Here is a 22,496-nt window from a genome sequence, read left to right as displayed (position 1 = left end):
TTATTCCGGGTCGCGGGGGAACTGCAACCATCATCATGCAGGGAAATGATCATGTATCGGTCGCACCGAACCGTTCGAAGAAGAAACATTCACCAAACGATTGTTTTTCACCGGGTATGAGGGCAAGGATATGGCTGTCGGCATGGCCCTCGCAGACATTGAGATAAGAGCACCCGATTGACTGGAACCCGATTGCGTCCTTCCCACACAGTGCACACTTTGGTTTTTCCGCCATGGTTATATTCTCCTGGAGTCTTTTTGCAGATACATCTTTTTGTGGAACAATCCCTACCCTTCATCTCACGGTTCCCGCTTTTGGGTCACAGGGAGTAATGGAAAAAATACATACTAAGTTTTAGAGCGAGAGATCGCGCATCTCAAGAAAATTGAGAGATGGTACCGCACGATTGGAACAGTACCGGACAAAAAAAGGACGGGTATTTTAAGCAAAATGATTACTTTGCATATGCTTCTACCAGGTCCCGTGCGGTGATTATCCCGGCAATGTGCTTCTTTTTCATAATAGGAAGCCGCCGGACATGCTGTGCAGCCATTATCTTTGCTGCTTCATGGATACTGATACCGGCAGGAGCTGTTGTCATGAGTCCGGAACATGCTTCACCGACCGGAGTATCAAGCGATCGTGAATGAACCATGAATGTTGAGAGGAGGTCCCGTTCGGTAAATATCCCCAATGGCTTTCCATCAAGGGTGACAATCACGCTGCCGACCCGGTTTTTCCCCATAATTTCAGCTGCGGAGCGAACGGTTTCATCTTCATTGACGCTGACAATCTCCGTTGTCATAAAATCATCGACAATCAGCGAGGTCTCCGGAGCTTCGGGCATGTCGCGGATCAGGTCGGATGCGGTAATAATCCCGGCAAGCTTGCCACATACATACACAACCAGTCGCCCTTTCTTATTGATCATGGTCCGTGCCGCCTCCCTGATCTTGAACGTCGGACATATCCTGATGAGCGGATACGACATGACCTGCCCGACCAGCGTTTTTTTCAGGTCCAGATTGCATGCAAGAACCTTGGAGAGCAGGTCCCGCTCCGTCACAATAGCAACAGGTGTTTTGTATTTTACGACAATAAGGCTCCCGATGTGCTTTTCACCCATCATCTTTGCTGCCTGAATCATCGTGGTCTCAGGAGTTGTCGTGATGACCTTGCGGCTCATGATGTCGCCTACTTTCAGGTGACGTCTGGATTCCTTGTAGGCCTGATCGAGCACGCTCGGGAATTCAATGGCAGATTTTTTAGGTACCGTCATACAGATCACTCCCATGTGAGAATTGAGTTCAAGAAATTAAAGATTTCGGTGCCTGTTCTCTCAGGTAAAGGAAAAACCTGATCCTCCCCTCACTGATAATGAGAGATTCTGTGGAATCGCGCATCCTCGCTTTCGTTCGTTTGCTCTTACTACACTCCGGTTTGTTTCATATCAGATCCGCTTTTTTTTCGGTGATCGGGCAAACGAAGACGCACCCCTTTGCCCGCAGGCTCGCTGCCGGATACCGGCTCTCATGTTTTCTACGTCTCATGCTTGCTACGATCGAAAAATTCTATTGTTGGGACGAGAATGTGTCTGTAGTGGATGGACCCCCGGGTCGTGATGCATCATGCAGGTGGCTGAATACCCCGGACTGACCGCGGTGCAGGAAAGAAAGCTCAAACTTGCCGTTGAGGGGAGCTGTGAACTCTGCTCTGAATACTTCGCACTCCCGTTCCTCGAGATCCACCGGATCTCCCGGCGCCTGTACCGGGAGATGGTGCGGGATCCCTCAACACGGATCCTCGTGGTCTGCCATCTCTGCCATCACCATATCCACCGGCTTCCCGTTCGGGTAAAGGACCAGCGTGCCATCGTTTCCCGCCGCTCTTTTTTTGTCCGGCAGGATATCCGTAAGATTCTCGGGTACGCACCAAAACCCTATTCACCTCCCGATGACACCGATGTCTCCGAGATGTATGAGGAGTATTTCTACCACTTCCCTCCTGGTTCTTTCCGGCTGGGAGGGTGAAAGGATACGCCCGGCCGCAAAAAAGATCCGAAGGCTCCGATCTGACGCGAAAAAAAATTAAAATAAAAATCCCACAAAAAATTTTCAAAATTTCTCTCTAAAAAAATCGCAGGCCGGAAAAGTATCCGGCCCGGTTCCTTTTTTGTCCACGTTTAGCGTCCCACACCTTACCTGATGTGGATGCCAATACCCTCAAACCAGCGGGATTCGAAATTCCCTGAGTAATCGTATGTGTACCCAATCGCCCTGAAGAAATCCTCGAACTCCTCCTGCGCACGGGAACTTTCTTCTGCAGTATGAGCGGTGCGGTAGAAATGCGCCAGGTAGGCAAAACTGGCACCATGCTCCGGGAAATCCTCCCGTTGCACCGAGTCGATCATCGGGTACTGCACAAGAAGTGCCTCCCACTCCGGACAGGACCCCTTCCCGTCAATGAGGAGGCATTCAGGACGTGTGACAGGCGCGGCTGACCCGGTTTTTTTGCGGGATGGCCTCTTTTGTGTTTGCTCGCCATCATGCTGGTTTCGTTTCAGGGAACGGTTCGTTGCGGGATGATTCTTTGGGGGTGCATCGTCTGGCGTCATAGTTCTGTCCATTGGGATCCGGTACGGTGGTTTTTAGCGTCTGCAGGCGGGTCTTTCCTGACCGGCCGTTCAGACCTCTTTTGTTATCTTATAGAACATTTCAGCGGGAATGGTCTCTAACGTCTGGGTCCGGACGGTCCCGAACTTCGCGATAATCGACAGGAATTTCACCATGTTCTCCTTGGAAGGCATATCGATGATCACCACAAAGTCGTACCGGCCGAACGTGTAATACAGGGAGATCATTTTCCCCCCCAGCGATTCGACAACCTTTGCCGCTTTCTTGTCCCGATCTTCAATGCTGTTAAATTTTTCAAACGCAGCACTTTTCAGGTTCCCGAGCATCACGTAGATTGTCATACGGGATTCCTTACCCGCATGGTGGTAATAAAATTTTCGGATGTGAAGACCCGGCACCAGCCCCCCATCCTGTCTGAGGGTAGTGCTGTATCAAGACAGAGAAATCTCTGGGTATTGGTTCTCCGTGGAGGTCGCATGATGGGCACGGGACCTCCCCCCATGCTCGTAACTTCTGTCTGAATCAACGTCCGGATCGAGGAAGAGAAGATTTCCCTGAAAATCTTCGAAATTTCGAGGATCATCAGACCCGAGAAACGAGAAGACCCGAAGGGTCTTCGAACCTGTCAGAAGTCGAAAAGTCTGATGACTCTTTTCCTACACCAGGTCTGCTGACCTGCCGTATTAACAAACTATTTGACAAGAAAAAGCGCTATTACGCATAGCGTATAGTGAATTACGAACAACAAAGAACGGACAACCACCATCATGAATTTCAACAATTTCACCATCAAATCCCAGGAAGCTGTAGCTAAAGCAACGGAAATTGCAACGGCAAAACAGAACCAGGCCATCGAGACCTCGCATCTCCTGAAGGGGATGCTTCTGGTTGACGAACATGTCATTCCTAACCTCCTGAAGAAACTGAATGTGAACATTGATAATTTCACACTTGCGCTCGACCGGATCATCGATTCTTACCCTAAAGTCAGTGGCGGGGACCAACGCTTTTCAAATAATGCTATAAAAGCCTTGGACAAAGCCACCGCACTTTCCCAGGAATTCAAGGATGGATTTGTCTCACTGGAGATTCTTCTCCTGGGAATTTTTTCAGTGAACGACAGCACATCACGGCTGCTGAAGGAGAACGGGGTCACAGAGAAAGACCTGAAAACCGCCATCAGCCAGTTGCGGAAAGGAACGACAGTGAACAGCCAGGACGCCGAAGAGACCTATGAATCCCTGGAAAAATATGCCCGGAACCTGAATGATCTTGCCCGCACCGGGAAACTCGACCCGGTTATCGGCCGGGACGAAGAGATCCGCAGGGTGCTGCAGATTCTTTCCCGGAGGACGAAGAACAACCCGATCCTCATCGGGGAACCCGGCGTGGGGAAGACTGCGATCGCCGAAGGTCTCGCTCACCGGATCATTGACGGGGATGTGCCGGATAACCTGAAGACCAAGCAGATCTATTCCCTCGATATGGGAGCCCTGATTGCCGGGGCAAAATTCAAGGGAGAATTCGAGGAACGGCTGAAAAGCGTGATCAAGGAAGTGATATCCGCTGAAGGGGAGATCATCCTGTTCATTGACGAGATCCATACCCTGGTCGGGGCCGGCGGTGGCGAGGGCGCCATGGACGCCGCCAATATCCTCAAACCCGCGCTTTCACGGGGAGAACTGCATGTCATTGGCGCAACGACCCTGAAGGAATACCAGAAATATTTCGAGAAGGACAAAGCGCTCGAGCGGCGTTTCCAGCCGGTGATGGTCAATGAGCCGGATACGCTGGATGCCATCTCAATCCTTCGCGGCATTAAAGAGAAATACGAAACCCATCACCATGTACGGATCAAGGATGAGGCGATCATCGCCGCCGTTGAACTTTCGCAACGCTATATCTCCGACCGTTTCCTTCCCGACAAGGCGATCGACCTGATCGACGAGGCTGCATCAAAACTCCGCCTCGAGATCAACTCGAAACCGGAAGCACTGGAAACGATTGAACGCAGGATCCACCAGCTGGAGATCGAACGTGAGGCCATCAAACGGGAGAAGGACCAGGGAAAACTGAAGTCTTTGAACGAGGAGATCGGGAACCTGACCGAGGAACGAAACCGTCTGAAGGTAAAGTGGCAATCGGAGAAAGATCTTGTTGAACAGATCCAGTCGAAAAAAACTGAGGTCGAGAACCTGAAATCCGAGGCCGAACGTGCCAACCGCAGCGGCGACCTCGGCAAGGTGGCAGAGATCCGCTATGGTCGTATCCCGCAGATCGAAAAGAGCATGGAGGACCTGAAGGAAAAACTGACCGTGCTGCAGAAGGACTCCGCGATGGTGAACGAGGAAATCGGGGCTGAGGAGATTGCCGAGGTGGTCTCGCGCTGGACCGGCATTCCGGTGAGCAGGATGCTGCAGAGCGAGAAACAGAAACTGCTGAGCCTCGAGGCTGAACTCCACAAGCGTGTCGTAGGCCAGGATGAGGCCATCGAAGCAGTTTCCAATGCAATCCGACGGAGCCGTGCCGGGCTGCAGGACACAAAACGTCCGATCGGTTCGTTCATCTTCCTCGGGACGACCGGTGTCGGAAAGACCGAACTGGCAAAAGCCCTGGCAGAATTCCTGTTCAACAACGAGAACAGCATGGTGCGGATCGATATGTCGGAATACCAGGAACGGCATACCGTTTCGAGGCTGATCGGAGCGCCTCCGGGCTATGTGGGATATGAAGAGAGCGGGCAGCTGACAGAAGCGGTCCGGAGAAAGCCCTACTCTGTTGTACTCCTGGATGAGATCGAAAAAGCCCACCCGGATGTGTTCAACATCCTGCTGCAGGTTCTTGACGACGGCCGTCTGACCGACAACAAGGGCCGTACGGTGGATTTCAAGAATACCATTATCATCATGACATCGAACATCGGGTCACATATTATCCAGGAGAACCTGGAGCATGTCACCGACAAAAACCGGGACGAGGTTTTCGAGCGCACCCGACAGGAGGTGTTCGACCTGCTCAAGAAGACCATCCGTCCCGAATTCCTCAACCGGATCGATGAGATCATCATGTTCAAACCGCTCACCAGGGATGAGATCCAGACGGTGGTCGAGCTCCAGTTGGTAAACGTCCAGAAGATGCTCGCGAAGAGCGATGTCCGGCTCAGGGCAACCAAGAAAGCCGTCCAGTTCATCGCCACCACGGGCTTTGACCCGCAGTTCGGTGCGCGGCCGATCAAACGGGTGATCCAGAAGAACCTGCTGAATGCACTGTCAAAAATGATCCTGGAAGGAACAGTACACAAAGACAAGGAGATCGTGGTGGACGAGAAAGAAGGAAAGTTGATGTTCAGGAATACCTGAACCTGGACCTGCGAGGTCTCCTCCCCGGACCGTTGACGACCATAGGCCTCTCTTTTTTCCGGCATCGTACTTTTTAAGGCAGGAGCAATAATTCCGATGCTGTAAGGAGTTACATCGAATGCCAGCTAAACTCATGAACTACTTCAATAAATCACCGAGGATTGGAAGTCTGAGTACCGCATCCAAAAATGGTAAGGTCAATGCGGCCATGTTCGGTTCACCCCGGATGCTCGACGAAAAGACCGTGGTCATGGGACTGGGGAAGGACCGCAGCCTTAAAAATCTCCAGGAAAATCCCTATGCGGTCTATATGATCATAGAACCGGGTAAGACGCTCGCGGAGTGGAAGGGGATCCGGGTATACCTGAAAATGAAGGCATGTGCAACAAGCGGCCCCAATCTGGACGCCTATATAGGTCAGATTGGAAAAGTGATCGGGGAGGACGCCGCAAAAAAGATGATCCATGCCGCGATAACCTTTGAAGTAACAGAAATACGCCCCCTTGTCGACACGGGCCAGGGATGGGAAAAATCCATCTGACGGGACGCTCATCCGCTATCGTCCTGATTAAGGATCCCGGGAGATCGTATCCTTCAGTCATCACTCCGGACATCCGTGTTCATAAGGCACCCGCTCTACCCGCAATGATCCCCGCTCTGCCGCCAGGCCGCTCCCGTCAGAACAGATCAGCTGAGGGGCCCGAGCTGGGTCTCTTCCGCCTCGGGAAGGGTGAGGCTTATGTCCTGAGGGTGGCGACGAACTTCGCACCAAAACAGAAGATCCGGTTCGGGGACTAACAGCACTCAGTAAAATAACGCCGGTTTGCCAGAAAAAATGACGATCCTCTGGAAGTATCTGAAGCCGCAGAAGTGGCTTATCATTGCCGCACTCGTGTTAGCGGGTGCCAGCCAGATACTGAACCTTGTCGATCCGATAATTTTCGGGAAGATCATCGATGATTATGCCTTAAACCCGGGGAACCTCACAGAAAATGCACTGGTCTCCGGTGTGCTCTTCTGGCTGGGAGTGGCCGTTGTGATCGCGGTGCTCGCCCGGTTTGCAAAAACGTTCCAGGATTATTTTGTCCGACTCGCAGTACAGATATTCGGGATGCAGATATACAACGACGGCCTGGAGCAGACGCTCCGCCTCTCCTATGACGAATTCGAGGAGCAGACGAGCGGCGAGACATTATCGGTATTGCAGAAAGTACAGTCGGATACCCAGACCTTCTTCACGGCCTTCATCAATGTCCTCTTCTCCGCTTTCGTGGGAATTGGTTTTCTCCTCGCGTATTCCATCACCAAGAACTGGCTGCTGGTACCTGTTTTTGTGATCGGGATCCTCGTTCTCGGATCGCTCACCTGGCTGCTCTCGAAGAAGATCAAGACAACGCAGAGAGAGATCAACAGTGAGACAAATGAGATCGCCGGGGTGATCACCGAATCCCTCCGGAACATCGAGCTCGTGAAAAGCCTTGGCCTGACCTTCCCTGAGATCCGGAGATTACGGGAACGGAATTTAAAGATCTTCAACCTGGAGATGATAAAAGTAAAACGGATCCGCCTCCTGACGTTTTTCCAGGGAACGACGCTTTCCATCCTGAAGCAGTCGATATTGTTCATCCTCCTCTGGTTGATCTTCCGGAACGTCCTTACCACGGGGGAACTGGTTTCGATGCAGGCCATCACCGCGATCATCTTTGTACCGCTGCAGGACCTTGGCACCATCATCGTGAATTACCGCGAGGCCGAAGCATCCATGAATAATTTCGACCGGCTGATGCAGAAGCCGATTGAAATAAGACCGGAAAACCCGATCGAGATCGAAGAGCTGAACGATATCCGTTTTGAGGATCTCGTCTTCCGTCACAGGAGTGCCCGGTATAATGCCATCGACGGGATCTCTTTTCACGTTAAAACCGGCGAAACGATCGCGTTTGTCGGTCCTTCCGGTGCAGGCAAGTCAACGCTCATGAAGCTCCTGGTGGGGTTGTACAGACCTCTCAGCGGGGAGATATATTTCAATGGCCAGCCCTCTGCCCTTATCAGGTATAATCCGTTACGGCGACAGATTGGTGTGGTGACGCAGGACGCCCAGTTGTTCTCGGGTACGATAAAGGAGAACCTCCTGTTCGTCATGCCGGATGCGACCGACGAGCAGCTGAGGGATGCATTACACAAGGCTTCGTGTGACTGGATACTGATCCGTTCTGCTCCGGGTATTAACACTCTTATCGGGGAGGGCGGTATGATGTTGTCAGGAGGGGAGAAACAGCGTATCTCCATTGCCCGGGCTTTATTGCGTCACCCCCGCCTCTTAATCTTTGATGAAGCGACCTCCTCACTCGATTCCCTGACCGAGGAGGATATAACAAATACGATCAGGGATATTTCCACGAGCAGGGACCAGATCTCCATCCTGATCGCCCATCGTCTGTCTACCATACTGCACGCAGATGTCATCTATGTCATGGAGGCGGGAAAGATCGTTGAGACAGGTTCTCACCAGAGTCTTCTTGACCAGAAGGGTCTGTATTACGCAATGTGGCGCCAGCAGATCGGTGAACGCAGAGACATCGTGAATTGATCGTACCGGACAGCGCAAAAGTACTCTTGCATCGTACCGGGTTTCCAGCCAGAGACCGGAGCGCCCCCACCACTCCCGGCCCAACGGCTGCGTCACAACTCCGGCTCCAGATACCCGGTTGTGATACTCTTCCTCTCACTCCGGCCCGTCCGGGTGAAGCCCGGCCGCCGGCTGCCGCTTCCCCCGCATGAGCGACGCGGCGATCCCGAAGATACAGAATATCGTGAAGAGGACGAATGCATAATGGACGCTGATAATAAACTGGGGATAGTACTCCGGCGTGATCTCGACCCGGCCGATGATGAGGGAAAAAAGCATCATCGCTATACCCATCGAGAGCATCTGCCCCACGAGCCGCATCGTCCCGTTCATGCCGGATGCGACCCCGTAGTACCGTTTTTCGACGGCACTCATGATCGCATTGGTGTTTGGCGAAGAGAACAGCCCGAAGCCGGCCCCGAGCACCCCCAGGCAGAGGAGCATGTACCACAGGGGAGTTGATTCCACGAGGAAGGAGAAGAGGAAGAGACCGAGGGCGGTTAACCCCATACCTGCTGATGCAACGATCTGCGGATCGATCCGGTCGGAGAGCCGTCCGGCAACGGGTGAAACAAATGCCATGATAGCCGGCTGGACAATCAGGATCAGTCCGGCATGCTCGGGTGAAAAACCCTTGGTAAACTGGAGGTCGAGGCTTAATAAGAACGTCACGGCGTATGTGGCGCTGTAGTTGATGAGTGCAGCAAGATTCGAGAAGGCAAAGACCCGGTTCTTGAAGAGGAGGCGCATATCAAGGACCGGCGCGGGAATCCGCATCTCGTACAGGGCAAAGATGATCCCGATGATGATGCCGGTGACAATCAGAGCGATTCCCGTACTGTCCGGCACAGTGGAAAAGCCGTACATGAGAGCAATAAGGGTACAGGCATAGATGACCGAACCGGCAAGATCGAAGTGCTCACCCACGCATTCCGCCCATTCGCCGTCCAGTTTCCAGAGGATGAGGATGCAGGCAATAATGCCGATGGGTACGTTGACAAAGAAGATGCTCCTCCACCCAAAGTACTGGGTCAGGACGCCCCCTAAAAACGGCCCGAGTGTGAGCCCGAAGTACACGGCGGTCAGGTAGATCCCCAGCGCTTTTCCCCGCTCGCCTGGAGGGAAGACGGACGTGAGGATAGCGATACTTGTGCCGAAGATCATGGCACCTCCGAATCCCTGGAGGATCCTGACCGCAATGAGCAGGCTGGTGGTGGGGACCATCGTCATGACGAGGGAAGCCAGGGAGAAGATCGCAATGCCGTACAAAAAGATCCGTTTTCTTCCGTAAATGTCTGCAATCTTCCCGAACGGGACCAGGAAGAGCGCGGCGGCAAGGATGTACGCGGTTGCAATCCAGGAAAGCGCGATCGCATCCATGTGGAATTCCGCACCCATGGCCGGCAACGCGATATTGACCGCTGAGCCGTCAAAAGGTGTAATAAACCCGGCAAGGATGGCAATCAAAAGCACGATCTGTTTGCCGGTCGGGGTGATGGGTGCAGCAGGTGTATGGCAGATGGCCGGCACATCTGCAGGGGTTCCGATGGAGGGGTCTGGGGGTTCTATAGGGATCACGCACGCTCCGGGTAACGGGTTTTGTTAGATCTTTGTCGGTTAAGTATTTTTACGCTGTGAAAAGCCTATCATCAGCCATCGTGTTTACAGGCCCCTGCCTGCATCGGCCCCCGGCCACACCGCCACGCAGGGACCCCGACTCCCGGCCCGGAAAACCCACTTTTTATGAATACATCCCACCCCACTACCCGAAACCTGTGGCAGGGCGACTTTTGCCGCGTACATGCACCCAGAATCATATATAAATAGAGGAAATGCGGAATCAATCGAGTATCAAGCAGAGGTAGACACTATGGAGTTTGGAAAGATTGTGATGTCGCGGTATGCGACAAAGAAGTTTGACGGCAGGAAGATCCCTGAAACAAAGGTAAGCGAGCTTCTCGACATGGTGCGGTTTGCTGCATCTGCGATAAACCTCCAGCCATGGAAGATCAAGGTGGTAACCGACCAGAAGACAAAAGAGCTGCTCAAACCTGCGGCCTTCAACCAGGAACAGATCACCAGCTGTTCGCACCTGCTTGTGTTCTGTGCAGATCCCGATTACGACAGCCTCATCAAAAGGCTCGGGGCACTGTTGAAAACGAGCGGTGCACCGGAAGAGATGCAGAAGAAGATCATCGAGATGTCGGTCCAGTTTGCCAGCAGAATGTCACCGGACCAGAAACTGGCATGGTCGCAGGCCCAGACGTATCTTGCGCTGGGGAATGCCATCAACGGTGCAAAAGCACTGGGTTTTGATTCCTGTCCTATGGGAGGGTTCGACCCCACAGAGTTTTCCCGGATCCTGAAGATCCCTGCGCCCCTTGTACCGGTGATGCTCTGCCCGCTCGGGTACGCGGCAGACAAGCCGATGCAGAAAGTGAGGTTCGCAAAAGAGGATGTTATATTCTGAAACGGGGTGACCGTTTCTTTTTATTCATTACGGCCCGTTAAGACAGAAAAACCGGGACAGGTAACCGCCCTTTGGCGATCACGGAAAGAAGAGCCCCCTCATGCGATACTCATATGCAGAGCTTCGCTCATCAAATACCAGCAATAAGGGGCGCCCGGTATCTGGATCCGAACGCTGGTTCCGTCCTGCGGGATAACCGTAAAAAGGATCGCGGGTTACCGGGGGTTTTTCCCGGTCACGGTCTGGTTAGCCGGATAGGAAGACCATTCCGTAAATCCGCCCTCGTAGAGGACTACGTTCTTACATCCCAGATAAAATCTGAAGAGAATGAACTCATTGGTAGCCTCGCGCCCGGTCCCGCAGGAGCAGATGATGGTCTTGTCCGGCGTTGCTCCGGCAGCCTTGACCAGTGCCTGGATCTGGTCATCGGGTTTCATAAGTTTCTTGTTTTTATCCTCCATCAGGCTCTTCCAGGGCAGATTAACGGCACCGGGAATATGGCCGGGCCTGATCCAGGGCCCCTGACCCTCATATACCGGCGAGGGGCGGGCATCCAGCACGACAACATCAGGCCGGTCCTTCATCCGGATAAATTCGTAGTAATCCACGAAAAAATCCTTCTGCAGGTTTACCGTAAACGATGAAGGTTTCGCAAGATCGAACTGGCGTGTGAGGGGACGTTTCTCTTCCTTCCATTTTTCAAGCCCGCCGTCAAGGACATAGACATTCTTATGACCGTAGCGTGCAAGCGTGTAGGCGAGCATGGTCTGTTCAAGACCATCGCCAATATAGTTGCCGCATGTCGTCAGGGGGCCACCGCTTGAGTACACCACGACCGGTTTTTCCGGTTCTAACCCAAGGGTCCTGAAAAGGCACTCGGCTGCATCGGCCGGGATCCATCGTGTCGGAATTGCTCCCTCATGAATGCGGAACAGGTTCTCATGGGCATACATGGCCCCGGGAATATGATCCTGGATGTATTCGTGGACATTCGGCTGGCAGTCAAGGACAAGAAGACCCTTGTCATGCAGGTGACTCTCCAGCCATTCAGCAGATACCCACTGAACAGTCCCGTCACCCTTCCCATACGGATATGTTTTTGCCATCATTTTCACCTTTGATAATTCAATCCATCCTGATCGATGTGGACAACTGCGCTTCACTATATAAGATGATAATATTTTGCGTCCAAAAACATTTTTTAAAAGGAAAGACTCTGATGGCACCTCCCCGCATCCGGACGCCGGAAACCCAGCCGGCATGCGGATATGAAGCTCGTTTTTTCCGAGTGTCAAACCTGGAACGGGTGAGAGAGGAGAAGAACAGAGTTCTTCGACGACGGTAAAAAAATGACACCTATGAGAACCATCCACCATCCCCGAAACAATACTTTATAATCTCCCGTGTGCAGTTCACCTTTAGTATCCGGGCTCCTTGAGTCCGCTCAGGTATCCGGAGATACAAAGGAGATACAATCATGTCAACAGTAGAGGAGAATATGCGTCTTATGCAGACGCTGGATGATTCCTGGAATGCGCAGGACTGGGTAACGTTCGAGAAACGCCATGCAAAAGAGGTCGATGTCTTCTGGCCAGCACAGGCAGACCCGACCCATGGCCGCCTGTCCCACAAGGAAGAGGCAATCGCGTTCTTCAAGATCTTCCCGGACAACAAGGTCGGGAACCGGCCGTACAAGATATTCTTCGGCCAGGGCGATTATACCTGCTCGGTCGCCGAGTTCACCGGCACCTTCAAGGGTCCGATGACCGGCCCGGACGGGAAGGTCATCCCGCCGACCGGCAAAAAATTCAAGGTGGAGTTCTGCACGGTCGCCAAATGGAAGAACGGGGAGATCGTCGAGGAGAAACTCTTCTACGACAAAATCGGCCTGATGCAGCAGATCGGCCTGATGTGAGGATCCAAACCAGCAGCACAGTGTTGTTTGGGAACTGGCATAAAAGTCGAAGTGTTCTGATGAACGCTTCTTCTCCCCAAGGCCCGATGACCTTTTTGAAAACGAAGAAATTGGGAAGATGTAACCATGACAGAACAGACAAAAAAATCTCAGGAACCAAGGAACGATTCCATGAAGGTCACCGTCAGTAAAAACGGCCCCTATATCGTGACCGGGAGCGTTCCTCTCATACAGGAGGAGATCTGCAACGATGACGAGGGCTATTGCCGCACCTGGCGGAAAGTAAAGCAGTTTCCCGTACAGGAACAGTACGCTCTCTGCCGGTGCGGCCACTCGCAGAACAAACCATTCTGTGACGGGACGCACACAAAGATCAACTTCAACGGCACTGAGACCGCAGGGAACGAGCTATACCTCCGGCACCCACGGATCATCCGGGGCCCGGAACTGGAACTGCTTGATTACGAGAACCTCTGCGTTCATGCCCGGTTCTGCATGAGGGCCGGCGGGATCTGGAACCTCACGGAACAGTCTGATGTACCGGAGGCGAAGGCTACAGCAATAGAAGAAGCGTGTAACTGCCCGTCCGGCCGGCTCGTCATCAAAGACCAGGAGACCGGCAAGGCCATCGAGCCGGCACTGGAGAAGTCCATCATCATCATCGAGTATCCCGCGAAGGGGGAGCACGGGCCGCTCTGGGTTCGTGGGGGTATCCCGGTGGTGTCCTCAGACGGCAGGCAGTACACCGTCAGGAACCGGCTCACGCTCTGCCGGTGCGGCAAATCACAGAACAAGCCGTTCTGCGATGGCAGCCATGTGCAGCATTGATGCGGCAATAATCGGAGGAGTTGCATAAGAATATGAAATTCGTTGATGTAGCAGGAGTAAACGACATACTGCCCGGGAAGACCCGGCATGTTGAGACGAAAGGAATCGAGATTGTCCTGGCAAATGTGGCCGGGAAGATCTACGCGGTGAGCGAGCGGTGCGGCCACATGAATGCCCCGCTCTCGAAAGGAACGCTGTACGAAAACATCATCACCTGCCCGCTCCACCACGCAACGTTCGATGTCCGGACGGGAAAGATGATCACCGGCATGGTCGAGCACCCGCTGCCGGATCTGGACAAAGCCCCAAAGGAGACACAGGACGAGTACAGGGCCATCGGGATGCTGGCAAAAGGGATCAGGATCCATGACCTGCAGTCATTCCCGGTGAAGATCCAGGGAGACCGGGTCCTGGTAACGATACAATAACCAGATTTTTTCGCAGATCCCTCTGTTTTCAGGCTCATGTGCCTGCGGGACGGTCTCATTGTTCTCTGTACTTTCACGCACTGCCACCGCAGGGTACTTCCTTCGGGCAGGAACCGGAAGTGGCAGGGATTGTGATGCGATCGGGCCTGGCAACGGGTTACCGGAAAAGGTCGTGGAGGTACAACCGGTACTGGCCGAGTTTCCCGTTAAAATTGGATGCTCCGATGAACATGACGGTCCCTGTTTCCGTTGCAGCCTGGATACCGTTTCTCATCGCATTTTTGATGGAGGGTTCATCGATGCCGTTTAAAACAATCTCGTATAGGGAAGCCACACCCTCAGGGACTAACGAATCAGGGATATGGTCCTTTAAGCCCGGACACCAGAGATGGTTGGTACTTGCCGACATCGGGAAATGGTAATTGTTGCACCCTACCTTGGAACCACTGGCAACAATGCCACCCGCAAAACTGGTGATGACGCCACGCATCCCTTTTATTTTTTCCATGGCAGCCTCGGCGCCGGTAAGTGCCGACCGCTGGTCTTTCCCCATGACCAGAAAGTTACCGCCGGCGATGCCCTTCACGGTACCAAAACGTTCCTCTCCCACATATTCGCCTTGCATAACCGGGATCTTCCAGCATCTCCTGCTGCCAACCATGCACCGCTCTTCATACCGGTCCCCGAAATAGTGCATCCTTGTATAGAACCGGGAGGCAGCATCGGGAAAACCGTCAAAGGCGGATGCGGTCGGTGTCGGGAGGATACACTGGGAGATCCTGCCGGCGACATTTGATTTCATATTTTTCTTATCAGTACAGATCAGGATCGAGACGCCTGCCCTGCCATCCGGGGTCTCTTCTGAAGAGTGGTATCGTTCGATCCCTGCCTCGCAGGGGCACCCGATCTTGGAGCTTGCGAATCCTGTTGCTTCAACCGCTGCCTTATATGCCCATTCCTGTGTGGCTGCCGTGATGATGACCCGTGACAGCCAGACCGGGAATGCCTCCGCAAAGGTGTCAAGTATCCCGGTGCCGTTGATCTCCACCGCTTACCCCCCCGTCCGGATACACAATGCCATCCTCGGTGATGATATAGTCCATCCGGATATCATTCTCATCGACCGGGAGGCTGTCTACTTCCTGGCAGGCAAATGCGATCCCGATCTTCCGCAGGCCCGGGTTTTTTGACATGAACCGGTCATAATAGCCGGCACCGTACCCGATCCGTCCCCCCTTCCGGTCAAACCCAAGCATCGGGAGTATGATCGTGCCGATATCCTCTGCAAGCGCCGGGATCTCACTGCCGATGGGCTCGGGAACGCCGAACGTGCTCGGGACCAGTGCGGAAAAATCCCGTAGGTAAGACAAACGGAGACTCACGTCTTCTTTTACAATAATCGGGACAACAACCGGATTTCCCTTTCCGAACAGTGCCTGGATCAACGGCTTTGTGTTGACCTCTTTTTCCTTTGAAGTAAAGACCATGACGGTCTCGCCGTTCCTGATGAACTCCATGAGATGACGGCAGATCCTGCGGCTTTTAAGAAGCCGGTCTTCTGGCATCATTGCGTCTTTTCGCTGGCGCAGGATCTGCCGCACGCTGTTTTTCAGCTCCCTCATGGGCAGTAGTATATCGGCGACGTATTTATGGTTTTATATGTTCCTGCTCCCAATGTGCGGATACCGCATTCTCACCAAAATGTCTGAAAAGAGGATCTCGCGACAACAAGGAAACATGTTCCCCAATACTGCAAATGCCGGAGGAACCCGGAACCGGCTCTGCACTTAAGCCCAGCCCCGCGGCCCGCGACGGCACCGCCACGCGGGAATACAAAAAGAGGTGCAGCGCCCCCCCCCATCAAAACTTTTATAAAAAGCATTAACCCTTCAGCGCACTTGTAAGAGAGTGGTGATACACGTGGAAAGACTGTCTGTTAAATCCCGTATTCTGCGCTCTGTGGGATATGATGACAGCACAAAAATCCTGGAGATAGAATTTCACACAGGACTTGTTTACCAGTATTCGGGTGTCCCTCCAAAAGTCTACGCGGATCTCATGCATTCAAACGAGGTTGGAAAATACTTTTCCGAAAAGGTCCGGACCCGGTTCCGGACAAAACAGGTTGTTGCATAAAATAGCAACCCGGAACGTCCCGCACGATGGTCCCGGCTCCCGATGAAAAAAAATGTGTGCGAACGTACCGGAAAACATTCCAAAAAAATTTTATTTTTTTGATTGCTCTGCGTTCTTGCATGAAATTTTTCCGGATCCACCTGACTCTGTGAAAATTTTCACGGCTCCCTGTCACGGAACAGACTGGCCCCGGTAATACTCAACATTAAATCCTCTGAAAAGAATGTTGAATCAATGGAATATACTTCACTCCCGGTCGAACGCCAGAAAAAACTGGCAGTACTCATTGATGCCGATAACGCACAGGCAAGTATCATCAAAAACCTGCTTGACGAAGTTGCCAAATATGGCGTGGCGTCCGTGAAGAGGATCTACGGTAACTGGACCACCCCCCAGCTCACTGGATGGAAAGATGTCCTTCTCTCACATTCGATCGTCCCGATCCAGCAGTTCAACTACACAACCAAAAAGAATGCAACGGACAGTGCGCTGATCATCGATGCGATGGACCTGCTCCACGCGGGAAACCTGGATGGCTTCTGCCTGGTCTCGAGTGACAGTGATTTCACCCGTCTAGCCTCACGGATCCGGGAATCCGGCCTGATGGTATACGGGTTCGGGGAGGAGAACAAGACCCCAAAGGCATTCGTTGATGCATGTGACAAATTCATCTATACAGAGATCCTGCGGCCCACGGAATCTGTTGAGACGAGCGCTCCGGTTTACCAGAATGTTTCCGTATTCAAGGATACGAAGAAAGATCAGAAATTCCTGAAATTGTTAAAAAACAGTATTGAAGATTCATCGGATGAGCAGGGCTGGGCAGAACTCGGTCTGGTCGGGAATAATATCCAGAAGAAAAGCCCGGAATTTGACTCGCGGAATTATGGATTCAAAAAATTTTTCGACCTCATACGTTCTCTGGATCTGTTCGAGATAGAAGAACGACAATCAAAGGATAATGTTGGAAAAATCATCTATATCCGGGAGCGGATGAAAAAAATACGGAAATAGGTTACAGCGGTGTCACGCTCATCAACTCAATGACCCTGCTCCCCGAATACCGCTCTTCCCTCCTCTCCGGCTTCTCCCCGAGGCGATCGCGTGTGCCCGAGCCCCTTCCCGCAACCCTTATGTCCCATAAGATCCAGAGCACCGGTCATGGGTGACATAACCGACAATCCCCGGCTCCGGGAACGGAGGTATGTCTTTGAGGACCGGCATGATGCGGGACGACAACTGGGGGCGCTCATTAAAACCCGTCCCGCCATCCGCGATCCGCTGGTCCTTGCCGTTCCGGCAGGTGGTGTTCCGGTTGGCAGGGAAGTTGCCGCGGCGCTCGGAGCACCCCTATCCCTTGCTGTCGTGAGGAAGATCCGGGTCCCCGGCAGCACGGAATCAGGATTCGGGGACGTCACTTGGGACGGGCAGGTCCTGATCAATGAACCGCTGCGGGCTGCGCTCGGCCTTTCTGCCAGGGAGGTGGATGCAGCAGTTGCACAGACCCGGAAAAATGTCAGCGCACGGGTTGCCCTCTTTTCCGGGGGGAGGCCGCTTCCGGCGATGGAAGGAAAAACCGTCATCCTCACCGATGACGGTCTTGCATCGGGGTTCACGATGCTCGCCGCGATACAGGGCATCCGCCTCCGGAACCCTGCCCGCCTCATCGTCGCCATTCCCACCGCATCCGCAACGTCCGCCGCACTCGTATCCAGGCACGCGGACCACTTGGTCTGCCCGAACATCCGGTCCGGCCGGACGTTTGCGGTTGCCGAGGCATACCGGGAGTGGTATGACCTTGACGATCGCGAGGTTCTTGAAGAACTGGCCGGTGTCCCATGAATACCGTGCCCGATTGCGGTCACCGGGAGCGGGGGTTCCGGTAATGCGGGTCCTCTATGAAAACATCCCAACACAGCTTGCGCAGCGTGACCGCTGGGTAGTCTGGAAATACGAAGAACGGAACGGGAAGACAACCAAACCGCCGTATGTTCCGGCACCGGGTAAACAGCGTCACGCCCTCGTTAATGTCCCCTCGACGTGGGGGACGTTCGAGCAGGCAAAAAACGCCTATGAATCCGGAGGTTTTGACGGGATCGGGTTTGTGCTGGGAGAGGGAATATTCGGCATCGATTTCGATCATGCGACGGATACAATGGTTCAGGAAGCGCTGTCCCTTGGCTCCTACACGGAATGGAGCCCGTCCGGTCATGGAGTACATGTCATCGGGCAGTCCGCGCTCGTGCTGAAAGGCAGGAAAAAAGGGCCCGTGGAGCTCTACATGCAGGGGCGGTACTTCACGGTGACTGGCTCGGTGGTGTCCAGGTCCCCGCCGGACATTGTGGAAATTCCCGTTGACCGGCTGATGGTCTTTTTCCGGCGGCATTTTGAGGAGGGTATGCCCCCCGACCGGTCCGGGAAACCAGTTTAATTTACCTACCTTCGGCGACCTCGAAACGGCAACTGGAAGACATGGCATAAATGTTCTCCATTAGTCTTATGGTTCGGAGAGCGTCATAGAGTAGAGAAGATGACTGAGAAAAAGTACGAATCCTTGAAGATTGAAAACATCGTCGCATCCGGTGTCATCGCAGAGTCCATTGATCTTGTTGAATTTTCAAATAAGGTTGAGAACTGCGAACTCAATAAGAAACGATTTCCCGGTGCAGTGTTTCATATCGCGGATCCCAAAATTGCGTGCCTGATCTTTTCATCGGGCAAGATTGTGATCACCGGCGTCCGTAACGATAAGGCGCTTGCAGAAGGACTTGCGATCGTCCTCAAATCGTTAAAACATGCGGGTATTGAACCCCTTAAAGCCCCCCGGATTGCGATCACCAATATGGTCTGTTCGTACAATCTCGACCGATATATCAATCTCAACAAACTGGCCGTCACGTTCAATGTCGAAAATGTCGAGTACGAACCCGAACAGTTCCCAGGGCTTGTATACCGGATCAAAGATCCGAAGATCGTTGTTCTTATCTTCTCATCCGGAAAGATCATTCTCACGGGGGGTAAGACCCTTGAAGATGTCAAATTGGGACTTGACGTCCTCGAAAAGAAGCTTGAAAGCCTTATATAAACAGGGGATATTCTCGCCTGATCCCCCCTTCCCCCTCCTTTCTCTTAATGTTTTCAACGATCCTACAGACACTGTCGGAAAAAGAATTTTTAAGTTGTGTCCGGCAAAAAAAAGTTAAACTGCACTCATATGCATCGTGCCTCTCATATGCATCGTGCGGGGCACGGACGACATCCTGATGCGTTTTACCCGTTTTTAACGACAACAAAAAAATGAGGTAATGGTGTGTGTTAATAATCTCCCATTCCCGGGGGCATCCCGCCCATCCCGCCCGGAGGCATACCCCCGGCAGGACCTGCTGCCTTTGACGATGCGATGACATCGTCGATACGCAGGATCATGACCGCGGCCTCGGCAGCGCTCATGATCGCCTGTGTCTTCACTCGCAGGGGTTCAACAACGCCCACCTTGAGCATGTCGATCGGTTTACCCTCGTAGACATCAAGCCCGAAGGTCCTGTTGCCGGCCTCGTGCGCAGCCCGGATCGCGACGAGCATATCGATAGGATCGAGCCCGGCATTCTCGGCAATGGAACGCGGGATGATCTCGAGTGCAGCAGCAAATGCCTCGATCGCAAGCTGGTTGCGGCCTCCGACGGTTGGTGCATAACGCCGCAGTTGGAGCGAGAGCTCGGTTTCGGGAGCCCCGCCTCCTGCGACAATTTTTTTGTCCTCGACGACAACACTGACAACCATAAGCGCATCATGTATGCCACGTTCGAGCTCATCGATCACATGCTCTGACCCGCCCCGGATAATGATCGATACCGCCTTGGGGTTTTTGCATTCCGAGATATAGATCATCTCATGGCCGGAGAGCTTCTTCTCCTCCACAAGGCCGGCGGTCCCGAGATCACCCTTGGTGATGGCATCGATGCTGTTGACAATCGTTGCACCGGTAGCCCGCGCAAGGTTTTCGATATCGCTTTTCTTTACCCGGCGGGCGGCAAAAATGCCGGCTTTTGCGAGGTAGGCCTGAGCGACGTCATCGATGCCCTTCTGGCAGAACACGACGGTTGCACCACTTGCTGTGATCTTGTCTGCCATGGTATGGACCATCTGCTCGTCCTCGTCGAGGAATGCCTGCACCTGGTCGGGGTGTGTGATGTTGATCTTCGCGTTGACTTCCGTCTTTTTGTATTCAAGTGCCGCGTTGAGGAGGAGGACTTTTGCGTTCTTCACAACATGGGGCATCCCCGGATGTGCCCGTTCCTTGTCAATGACCATACCTTCGACGATAGCGGTGTCTTCCACTTTCCCGCCGACCTTCTTCTGTACGTTCACGTGCCCGATATCCACCGTCCCGTCAGGGTCGGCTACCATGGTGACTGCACGTACGACAATATCGCAGAGAAGGCCCTTGTACGCCTCTGCACCCTTGCCGCTGATCGCCGTTTCCGCAACTTTTTTCAGCATTGCAGTGTCGGTTGGTTTTACGCTGATGGCTATGCTGGAAAGGATCTCCAGTGCTTTCACCGAAGCCTGCTGGTATCCTTCGGCAATAACGGTCGGATGAACCTGATGGTTGAGCAGGCTTTCCGCGTTCTTCAGGAGTTCCCCGGCAATCACGACTGCCGATGTCGTTCCGTCACCAACTTCATCGTCCTGGGTCTTTGCGATCTCGACCATCATCTTTGCTGCAGGGTGCTCGATGTCCATCTGCTTGAGGATGGTGGCGCCATCATTGGTGATGACGATATCGCCCATGCCATCGATAAGCATCTTGTCCATGCCTTTTGGCCCGAGTGTCGACCGGACTGCATTTGCCACCGCCTTTGCAGCGGCAATGTTGCTGTTCTGGGCTTCCTGCCCGCGGTTCCGTGTCGTTCCCTGCCTGAGAATTAAAATAGGCTGTCCGCCAAGCTGTTGTGACATTTCATTTCCTGTTGTTATTTTGGTTGTTCATATTCCGGCAAAGCCGTTCTTACGCCCTGGTTCTTACGCATCGCGGGTCCTGGCATCCGGATACTCCGGATTCACGTGCAGGCCTTAAGTATCGTGCAATCGTCGCCGGAGATTACCATCCACCAGGTGCCATGCCCGGTTGGGGGGTACATTGTCAGCCCGAATGGAGGCTGATAAGGGAGAATTTATCGCCATGCCGTGATGGGCTACAATTGCTTTGTGGCGTCATATCTCTATCTATAGTGCGGGATGATGTCTGGCCATCTGGCTTCGACTGCCGAACCGTGAGGTGAGGTGAGGTGAGGTGGAGAAGTTATCAGACTTCTCCTGCCGGAACCCGGGCTGAACCTATATCTCTCTCAGCCCCGGTTGGTTTTTTTAAAATCCCGGACTTTTTCCACGGTGCCGGAAACGCATATCATTTCAGCCATAGACAACAAAATAAAAAAAACCTGGTATCTTTTACCAAAATCTATATTGGCACAAACAACATCCGTCACACTATCCAGGTGGGATTACACCTGGGCAACAAAAAGGAGGAGGTAGACAAAATGGTACGACGTTTTCACAGATCAATCTATGATGAACTCGATGAACTCAGAGCATCCATGGACTACCTGTACCAGCTTGCTCTTGAACCAGCTGATAACCCGCTGTTGCCTGGAGACGATAACCCCGACATCGTGTGCCAGTACCTGCACAACCTGAACGCGGAAGTTGCAGAGCATGATGATGAAGTGACGGTAACCGTGGACACGATTCCGGGAACGGGAAATTCAAAACTATCCGTTGACTTGCTCAATGAAAATACCCTGAAAATCACCAGTGATCGGGAGGAGGAACGAACAGTGGATGATGACGGGAACTGCCTGCGTCAACGAAGAGCGTTCTCCCTGCACCGTCTCATCCCTCTCCCCGCTCAGGTCATGAATAATGGGGCGAAATTGAGTTTGAGAAATGGCGTACTTGATATCCATTTGAAAAAAGCACAGCCAATGCATGCAAAAAACCCATGAACAACAATCCTTTTTAAAAACACTCTTCACTGCGAGGTTCTCCTGGCAGGCTCACCATAACGAAAACAGCCGGGAGATTCCCGAACACCCGT

General features: G+C 53.0%; 25 protein-coding genes. 16 read left to right on the top strand and 9 right to left on the bottom strand.

The window, feature by feature from the left end; genetic code table 11:
• Positions 1-49: 49 nt before the first annotated feature.
• A complete protein-coding gene (locus ABSG49_RS09495) occupies positions 50-235 on the bottom strand; it encodes a hypothetical protein (RefSeq protein ID WP_424025887.1) in 186 nt (61 codons plus the stop codon).
• Positions 236-455: 220 nt separating this feature from the next.
• Positions 456-1,295, bottom strand: a complete 840-nt coding sequence (locus ABSG49_RS09490) for a CBS domain-containing protein (protein WP_424025886.1) — start codon at positions 1,293-1,295, stop codon at positions 456-458.
• A 334-nt stretch (positions 1,296-1,629) separates the two neighbouring features.
• On the opposite strand from ABSG49_RS09490, the gene ABSG49_RS09485 reads away from it, so the two are divergent.
• Complete coding sequence (locus ABSG49_RS09485) at positions 1,630-2,031, top strand: CBS domain-containing protein (RefSeq protein ID WP_424025885.1); 402 nt, start codon at positions 1,630-1,632, stop codon at positions 2,029-2,031.
• A 167-nt stretch (positions 2,032-2,198) separates the two neighbouring features.
• Here ABSG49_RS09485 and ABSG49_RS09480 read toward each other — a convergent pair whose 3' ends face one another.
• Positions 2,199-2,615, bottom strand: coding sequence for a hypothetical protein (locus tag ABSG49_RS09480; protein ID WP_424025884.1), 417 nt, complete (start codon positions 2,613-2,615; stop codon positions 2,199-2,201).
• Between the two features lie 69 nt (positions 2,616-2,684).
• The gene (locus ABSG49_RS09475) at positions 2,685-2,975 is read right to left on the bottom strand and encodes a GYD domain-containing protein (RefSeq protein ID WP_424025883.1); all 291 of its coding nucleotides are present in this window, start codon (positions 2,973-2,975) and stop codon (positions 2,685-2,687) included.
• A gap of 426 nt (positions 2,976-3,401) precedes the next feature.
• Between ABSG49_RS09475 and clpB the strand changes: the two genes are divergently transcribed.
• The 4 genes from clpB (at position 3,402) to ABSG49_RS09455 (ending at position 8,583) form a co-directional block, all read left to right on the top strand.
• Complete coding sequence (gene clpB / locus ABSG49_RS09470; protein WP_424025882.1) at positions 3,402-5,993, top strand: ATP-dependent chaperone ClpB; 2,592 nt, start codon at positions 3,402-3,404, stop codon at positions 5,991-5,993.
• 118 nt (positions 5,994-6,111) lie between these two features.
• Entirely contained in the window at positions 6,112-6,534 is a 423-nt protein-coding gene (locus tag ABSG49_RS09465; RefSeq protein ID WP_424025881.1) for a pyridoxamine 5'-phosphate oxidase family protein, read from the top strand.
• Positions 6,516-6,791 (top strand): hypothetical protein, encoded by a 276-nt coding sequence (locus ABSG49_RS09460; RefSeq protein ID WP_424025880.1) that lies wholly within the window; start codon positions 6,516-6,518, stop codon positions 6,789-6,791. The genes ABSG49_RS09465 and ABSG49_RS09460 overlap by 19 nt, the downstream gene beginning before the upstream one ends.
• Positions 6,792-6,828: 37 nt before the next feature.
• Positions 6,829-8,583 carry an ABC transporter ATP-binding protein gene (locus ABSG49_RS09455; protein ID WP_424025879.1) on the top strand — a complete coding sequence of 585 codons (1,755 nt, stop codon included), beginning with the start codon at positions 6,829-6,831 and terminating at the stop codon, positions 8,581-8,583.
• A gap of 135 nt (positions 8,584-8,718) precedes the next feature.
• Here ABSG49_RS09455 and ABSG49_RS09450 read toward each other — a convergent pair whose 3' ends face one another.
• Entirely contained in the window at positions 8,719-10,200 is a 1,482-nt protein-coding gene (locus ABSG49_RS09450) for an MFS transporter (RefSeq protein ID WP_424025878.1), read from the bottom strand.
• Between the two features lie 292 nt (positions 10,201-10,492).
• Here ABSG49_RS09450 and ABSG49_RS09445 point away from each other — a divergent pair, with 292 nt between their 5' ends.
• Entirely contained in the window at positions 10,493-11,092 is a 600-nt protein-coding gene (locus tag ABSG49_RS09445; RefSeq protein ID WP_424025877.1) for a nitroreductase family protein, read from the top strand.
• A gap of 215 nt (positions 11,093-11,307) precedes the next feature.
• On the opposite strand, the gene ABSG49_RS09440 is transcribed toward ABSG49_RS09445, so the two are convergent.
• Positions 11,308-12,201, bottom strand: coding sequence for a sulfurtransferase (locus tag ABSG49_RS09440; protein WP_424025876.1), 894 nt, complete (start codon positions 12,199-12,201; stop codon positions 11,308-11,310).
• Between the two features lie 368 nt (positions 12,202-12,569).
• On the opposite strand from ABSG49_RS09440, the gene ABSG49_RS09435 reads away from it, so the two are divergent.
• From ABSG49_RS09435 to ABSG49_RS09425, 3 genes are all read left to right on the top strand, one after another.
• Positions 12,570-13,007, top strand: coding sequence for an ester cyclase (locus ABSG49_RS09435; protein ID WP_424025875.1), 438 nt, complete (start codon positions 12,570-12,572; stop codon positions 13,005-13,007).
• Between the two features lie 126 nt (positions 13,008-13,133).
• The gene (locus ABSG49_RS09430; RefSeq protein ID WP_424025874.1) at positions 13,134-13,835 is read left to right on the top strand and encodes a CDGSH iron-sulfur domain-containing protein; all 702 of its coding nucleotides are present in this window, start codon (positions 13,134-13,136) and stop codon (positions 13,833-13,835) included.
• Between the two features lie 32 nt (positions 13,836-13,867).
• Positions 13,868-14,263: a Rieske (2Fe-2S) protein gene (locus ABSG49_RS09425; protein ID WP_424025873.1), complete on the top strand. Its 396-nt coding sequence runs from the start codon at positions 13,868-13,870 to the stop codon at positions 14,261-14,263.
• A gap of 157 nt (positions 14,264-14,420) precedes the next feature.
• Here ABSG49_RS09425 and fhcD read toward each other — a convergent pair whose 3' ends face one another.
• Both fhcD and ABSG49_RS09415 read right to left on the bottom strand, forming a co-directional pair.
• Complete coding sequence (gene fhcD / locus ABSG49_RS09420) at positions 14,421-15,311, bottom strand: formylmethanofuran--tetrahydromethanopterin N-formyltransferase (RefSeq protein ID WP_424025872.1); 891 nt, start codon at positions 15,309-15,311, stop codon at positions 14,421-14,423.
• The gene (locus ABSG49_RS09415; RefSeq protein ID WP_424025871.1) at positions 15,283-15,885 is read right to left on the bottom strand and encodes a 5-formyltetrahydrofolate cyclo-ligase; all 603 of its coding nucleotides are present in this window, start codon (positions 15,883-15,885) and stop codon (positions 15,283-15,285) included. The genes fhcD and ABSG49_RS09415 overlap by 29 nt, the downstream gene beginning before the upstream one ends.
• Before the next feature lie 286 nt (positions 15,886-16,171).
• On the opposite strand from ABSG49_RS09415, the gene ABSG49_RS09410 reads away from it, so the two are divergent.
• From ABSG49_RS09410 to ABSG49_RS09385, 6 genes are all read left to right on the top strand, one after another.
• Positions 16,172-16,399: a KTSC domain-containing protein gene (locus ABSG49_RS09410; protein ID WP_424025870.1), complete on the top strand. Its 228-nt coding sequence runs from the start codon at positions 16,172-16,174 to the stop codon at positions 16,397-16,399.
• A gap of 234 nt (positions 16,400-16,633) precedes the next feature.
• Complete coding sequence (locus ABSG49_RS09405) at positions 16,634-17,413, top strand: NYN domain-containing protein (protein ID WP_424025869.1); 780 nt, start codon at positions 16,634-16,636, stop codon at positions 17,411-17,413.
• Between the two features lie 29 nt (positions 17,414-17,442).
• A complete protein-coding gene (locus tag ABSG49_RS09400) occupies positions 17,443-17,568 on the top strand; it encodes a hypothetical protein (RefSeq protein ID WP_424025868.1) in 126 nt (41 codons plus the stop codon).
• Positions 17,561-18,241, top strand: a complete 681-nt coding sequence (locus ABSG49_RS09395) for a phosphoribosyltransferase (protein ID WP_424025867.1) — start codon at positions 17,561-17,563, stop codon at positions 18,239-18,241. The genes ABSG49_RS09400 and ABSG49_RS09395 overlap by 8 nt, the downstream gene beginning before the upstream one ends.
• A gap of 43 nt (positions 18,242-18,284) precedes the next feature.
• Positions 18,285-18,830: a hypothetical protein gene (locus ABSG49_RS09390; RefSeq protein ID WP_424025866.1), complete on the top strand. Its 546-nt coding sequence runs from the start codon at positions 18,285-18,287 to the stop codon at positions 18,828-18,830.
• Between the two features lie 99 nt (positions 18,831-18,929).
• The gene (locus tag ABSG49_RS09385) at positions 18,930-19,484 is read left to right on the top strand and encodes a TATA-box-binding protein (RefSeq protein WP_424025865.1); all 555 of its coding nucleotides are present in this window, start codon (positions 18,930-18,932) and stop codon (positions 19,482-19,484) included.
• Between the two features lie 230 nt (positions 19,485-19,714).
• Here ABSG49_RS09385 and thsA read toward each other — a convergent pair whose 3' ends face one another.
• Positions 19,715-21,358, bottom strand: a complete 1,644-nt coding sequence (gene thsA, locus ABSG49_RS09380) for a thermosome subunit alpha (protein WP_424025864.1) — start codon at positions 21,356-21,358, stop codon at positions 19,715-19,717.
• 329 nt (positions 21,359-21,687) lie between these two features.
• Here thsA and ABSG49_RS09375 point away from each other — a divergent pair, with 329 nt between their 5' ends.
• The gene (locus tag ABSG49_RS09375; protein ID WP_424025863.1) at positions 21,688-22,404 is read left to right on the top strand and encodes an Hsp20/alpha crystallin family protein; all 717 of its coding nucleotides are present in this window, start codon (positions 21,688-21,690) and stop codon (positions 22,402-22,404) included.
• Positions 22,405-22,496 lie beyond the last annotated feature (92 nt).

The sequence above is a fragment of the Methanoregula sp. genome, assembly GCF_049510175.1.
Taxonomy (GTDB): Archaea; Halobacteriota; Methanomicrobia; order Methanomicrobiales; family Methanospirillaceae; genus Methanoregula.
This window is presented reverse-complemented; position numbering and strand designations above follow the sequence as displayed.

Excerpts from the sequence above, each read along its gene's own strand:
- ABSG49_RS09495 (WP_424025887.1), bottom strand. The coding sequence starts at position 235 with ATGGCGGAAAAACCAAAGTGTGCACTGTGTGGGAAGGACGCAATCGGG.
- ABSG49_RS09490 (WP_424025886.1), bottom strand. The coding sequence starts at position 1,295 with ATGGGAGTGATCTGTATGACGGTACCTAAAAAATCTGCCATTGAATTC.
- ABSG49_RS09485 (WP_424025885.1), top strand. The coding sequence starts at position 1,630 with ATGCAGGTGGCTGAATACCCCGGACTGACCGCGGTGCAGGAAAGAAAG.
- ABSG49_RS09480 (WP_424025884.1), bottom strand. The coding sequence starts at position 2,615 with ATGACGCCAGACGATGCACCCCCAAAGAATCATCCCGCAACGAACCGT.
- ABSG49_RS09475 (WP_424025883.1), bottom strand. The coding sequence starts at position 2,975 with ATGACAATCTACGTGATGCTCGGGAACCTGAAAAGTGCTGCGTTTGAA.
- clpB (WP_424025882.1), top strand. The coding sequence starts at position 3,402 with ATGAATTTCAACAATTTCACCATCAAATCCCAGGAAGCTGTAGCTAAA.
- ABSG49_RS09465 (WP_424025881.1), top strand. The coding sequence starts at position 6,112 with ATGCCAGCTAAACTCATGAACTACTTCAATAAATCACCGAGGATTGGA.
- ABSG49_RS09460 (WP_424025880.1), top strand. The coding sequence starts at position 6,516 with ATGGGAAAAATCCATCTGACGGGACGCTCATCCGCTATCGTCCTGATT.
- ABSG49_RS09455 (WP_424025879.1), top strand. The coding sequence starts at position 6,829 with ATGACGATCCTCTGGAAGTATCTGAAGCCGCAGAAGTGGCTTATCATT.
- ABSG49_RS09445 (WP_424025877.1), top strand. The coding sequence starts at position 10,493 with ATGGAGTTTGGAAAGATTGTGATGTCGCGGTATGCGACAAAGAAGTTT.
- ABSG49_RS09440 (WP_424025876.1), bottom strand. The coding sequence starts at position 12,201 with ATGATGGCAAAAACATATCCGTATGGGAAGGGTGACGGGACTGTTCAG.
- ABSG49_RS09435 (WP_424025875.1), top strand. The coding sequence starts at position 12,570 with ATGTCAACAGTAGAGGAGAATATGCGTCTTATGCAGACGCTGGATGAT.
- ABSG49_RS09430 (WP_424025874.1), top strand. The coding sequence starts at position 13,134 with ATGACAGAACAGACAAAAAAATCTCAGGAACCAAGGAACGATTCCATG.
- ABSG49_RS09425 (WP_424025873.1), top strand. The coding sequence starts at position 13,868 with ATGAAATTCGTTGATGTAGCAGGAGTAAACGACATACTGCCCGGGAAG.
- ABSG49_RS09415 (WP_424025871.1), bottom strand. The coding sequence starts at position 15,885 with ATGAGGGAGCTGAAAAACAGCGTGCGGCAGATCCTGCGCCAGCGAAAA.
- ABSG49_RS09405 (WP_424025869.1), top strand. The coding sequence starts at position 16,634 with ATGGAATATACTTCACTCCCGGTCGAACGCCAGAAAAAACTGGCAGTA.
- ABSG49_RS09400 (WP_424025868.1), top strand. The coding sequence starts at position 17,443 with ATGACCCTGCTCCCCGAATACCGCTCTTCCCTCCTCTCCGGCTTCTCC.
- ABSG49_RS09395 (WP_424025867.1), top strand. The coding sequence starts at position 17,561 with ATGGGTGACATAACCGACAATCCCCGGCTCCGGGAACGGAGGTATGTC.
- ABSG49_RS09390 (WP_424025866.1), top strand. The coding sequence starts at position 18,285 with ATGCGGGTCCTCTATGAAAACATCCCAACACAGCTTGCGCAGCGTGAC.
- ABSG49_RS09385 (WP_424025865.1), top strand. The coding sequence starts at position 18,930 with ATGACTGAGAAAAAGTACGAATCCTTGAAGATTGAAAACATCGTCGCA.
- thsA (WP_424025864.1), bottom strand. The coding sequence starts at position 21,358 with ATGTCACAACAGCTTGGCGGACAGCCTATTTTAATTCTCAGGCAGGGA.